Annotated in this window: 2 protein-coding genes and 1 pseudogene; all 3 read left to right on the top strand. The window is 71.1% G+C overall.

What is annotated here, in order from left to right; all coding sequences use genetic code 11:
* Window positions 1-428, top strand: a pseudogene (locus MVA01S_RS29730) (hypothetical protein); the annotation flags it as partial.
* A gap of 11 nt (window positions 429-439) precedes the next feature.
* Window positions 440-1,213: an acyl-[acyl-carrier-protein] thioesterase gene (locus MVA01S_RS29725; protein ID WP_040539711.1), complete on the top strand. Its 774-nt coding sequence runs from the start codon at window positions 440-442 to the stop codon at window positions 1,211-1,213.
* Between the two features lie 4 nt (window positions 1,214-1,217).
* The coding region (locus MVA01S_RS29720) for an enoyl-CoA hydratase (protein WP_060941834.1) at window positions 1,218-1,781 on the top strand (564 nt) is incomplete at its 3' end.

Genomic DNA, 1,781 nt, shown 5'->3' with positions numbered 1-1,781 from the left:
GGAGCCGCTATCGGCCCGCGCGGCTGATGCCGTCGCTGGGCGAGCTGGTCAGCACCGCCGCGAAGATCCCGGGTGCGATCCGGGAAGGTCTGGATTCTCTGGCGGCCAAGGATTCGCCGCAGCGGTCCGACGAGCCGGAACCGTCTGCCCGGCGGGCGAAGAGCGCCGCTGACGTGTCCGAACCGGGCGGCGTGGACGAACTCGGCAACCCGGCCGCAGACGACGAGGGGCCGGATACCGAGGCTGCGGGTGACGAGGACGCAGACACCGACGCCGCGGACGACACCGAGCCCGACACCGAGGCCGAGCCCGAGGATCCCGCCAACGCAGACGACGAGGACGCAGACACCGACGCTGCGGATGACAGCGAGCCCGACACCGAGCCCGGTGCCGGCGCCGGGGATTCCCCGCAGCCGGCAGCTGCGTAGGCTCGCCGTCGATGCCGGTGAACCCCGTCGACAATCCTCTGGCCGCACTGCCGGACTCCGGCTACGTCTACCGCACCGCATGGCGGGTGGCCACCGGCGACATCGGCGCTGACCTCAACCTGCGTCTGGACGGGGTGGCCCGCTACATCCAGGAGGTCGGCGCCGAGAATCTCGTCGACGCCGGGGAGGCCGAGGCGCATCCACACTGGCTGGTGCAGCGCACCGTGATCGACGTGATCGAGCCGATCGGCTTCCCCAACGAGGTGTCGTTCAGCAGGTGGTGCTCGGCGCTGTCCCTGCGCTGGTGCACGATGCGCGTCGATCTCGTCGGCAGCGATGGCGGCCGCATCGAGACCGAAGGCTTCTGGATCGCGATGAACGCGAAAACGCTGACCCCGCAACGGGCCACCGACTCGCTGATCGAGAAGTTCTCCACCACCACCGACGAGCACCGCCTCAAGTGGCGGCCATGGCTGACCAATCCCGCCGAGCCCGAGCAGGCGATGCCGTTCGCGTTGCGCCGCACAGACATCGACCTGTTCGAACACGTCACCAACACCGCCTACTGGCACGCGGTGCACGAGGTGATGGCGGTCGAACCCGACGTCTGCACCCCGCCCTACCGGACGGTGATCGAGTACCGCAAGCCGATCAAGTACGGCGAGGAGGTCACCGTGTGCTGGCAGCGCCGCACGGACACGCCGACCCCGGAGGTGCACCTCGCGCTGACCGTCGGCGACGACGTCCGGGCGGCGGGTCTGCTGCGGAGGCTGTCGCTAGGCTGACCGGGTGTCCGAACTCGTACTGACGCAGGTCGAGGACCGCGTCGCGCTGATCACCGTCAACGATCCCGACCGCCGCAATGCGGTGACCGCCGAGATCTCGGCGGCGCTGCGCGCCGCGGTCGAGAGCGCCGAGGCGGATCCCGAGGTGCACGCGGTGATCGTGACCGGTGCGGGGAAGGCGTTCTGCGCCGGTGCCGATCTGACCGCTCTCGGCGAGGCGACCGAGGAGGGGCTGCGGGTGATCTACGACGGTTTCCTGGCCGTCGCGGACTGCACCCTGCCCACGATCGCCGCGGTCAACGGTGCGGCCGTCGGCGCCGGGCTCAACCTGGCGCTGGCCGCCGACGTCCGGATCGCCGGGCCGGCAGCGATGTTCGACCCGCGCTTCCAGAAGCTCGGCATCCATCCCGGCGGCGGCGCCACCTGGATGCTGCACCGGATCGTCGGTCCCCAGACCGCCCGCGCCGCGCTGTTGTTCGGCATGCGGTTCGACGCCGACGCCGCGGTGCGCCACGGCCTGGCACTCGAGGTCGCCGAGGACCCGGTCGCCGCGGCGCGCGCGCTGGCC

This window comes from Mycolicibacterium vaccae NBRC 14118 = CIP 105934 (assembly GCF_001552715.1).
In the GTDB taxonomy this organism is placed as follows: Bacteria; Actinomycetota; Actinomycetes; order Mycobacteriales; family Mycobacteriaceae; genus Mycobacterium; species Mycobacterium vaccae.
Note: the sequence above shows the minus strand (reverse complement) of the source record. Positions and strands in the feature narration are given on the sequence as shown.

Coding starts and splice junctions, on each gene's coding strand:
- MVA01S_RS29725 (WP_040539711.1), top strand. CDS start 440: ATGCCGGTGAACCCCGTCGACAATCCTCTGGCCGCACTGCCGGACTCC.